Source organism: Caulobacter sp. BK020, assembly GCF_004342605.1.
GTDB lineage: Bacteria > Pseudomonadota > Alphaproteobacteria > Caulobacterales > Caulobacteraceae > Caulobacter.
On sequence record NZ_SLZL01000047.1, the window covers coordinates 1 to 1,052 of the forward strand.

A 1,052-nucleotide genomic window follows, 5' to 3' on the forward strand; every position below is an offset into this window, starting at 1 on the left:
TAGAGCCTGTTGAGATTAGGCGGCGTAGCCTGAGTTTCTGAGATAGTTGGCGCATTCTTCTGGTGGGAAGGCGTTGAGGAGCAAGCCGGTGGCCTTGAGCAGCCCATCGTGGGAGCGGGCCTGAGCCTTTCGCAGGAGGTGCTTGAGTTTGGAGAAGACCTGCTCGATGGGGTTCAGGTCCGGGGAGTATTTCGGCAGGAAGATGAGCCTGGCGCCGGCTTGGCGGATGGCTTGTCTGACCAGCTTGCCGCGATGGCTGCCAAGGTTGTCCATGATGACGACGTCGCCGGCGCCAAGCGTGGGAACCAGGAAGGTTCGCACCCAGGCCAGGAAGACCTGGCCGTTGATCGGGCCGTCAAGCAGGCAGGGCGCTTCGATCCGGTCCCGTCTCAGGGCGGCGATGAAGGTCAAGGTCTTCCAGCGGCCGAAGGGGGCCTTGGCCTTGAGCCGAGAGCCACGAGGGCTCCAGCCGCGCAGGGGCGCCATGTTGGTCTTGGCCCAGGTCTCATCGATGAACACCAGGCGATCAGCGTCGATGCGCCCTTGATATTTGCGCCATTGCTCACGCCGGCGGGCGACGTCAGGCCGGTCCTGCTCCTTGGCGAACAGGCTTTTTTTTGAAGCTGAGGCCCTGGGCGTGCAGGAACTCCCAGACCGAGCGCCGATCGACCTTCAGCCCGCGCACCTGGCGCAGTTCTTCCACCAGTTGGCTGATGGTGAAGTCCTTCTCCAGGCAACGGGCGATCAGCCAGTCGGCGTGCTCGCCGCGCAGCGTCCGGGGCTTATGGCCGCCCATCTTGGCCGGCGCCACGCTCCCGGTCGCCCGGAACCGCGCCACCCACTTGATCGCCGAACTGGGCGCCACGCCAAACCGCGCCGCAGCCTGATTTCGTGACAGGCCGCCAGTCTCAACCGCTGCCACCACGCGCTCGCGAAGATCCAACGAACAGGGCTTTCCCATCCATGCTGGCCTCCTTCCCAGCCAGCATCTTGAATCAGACGCCAGCTGATTTGGGAATCCCGCGATTCAGCTAAACCTCAACCCGCTCTAG

1 protein-coding gene is annotated in these 1,052 nt (G+C 63.9%); it reads right to left on the reverse strand.

Annotated features, from left to right (window positions below; translation table 11 throughout):
• Positions 1 to 15: 15 nt before the first annotated feature.
• A protein-coding gene (locus EV278_RS23850) for an IS630 family transposase (protein ID WP_132096737.1) occupies positions 16 to 961 on the reverse strand; the annotation gives its coding sequence in 2 pieces (ribosomal slippage) (positions 16 to 618 and positions 620 to 961; 945 coding nt in all).
• Between the last annotated feature and the right edge of the window lie 91 nt (positions 962 to 1,052).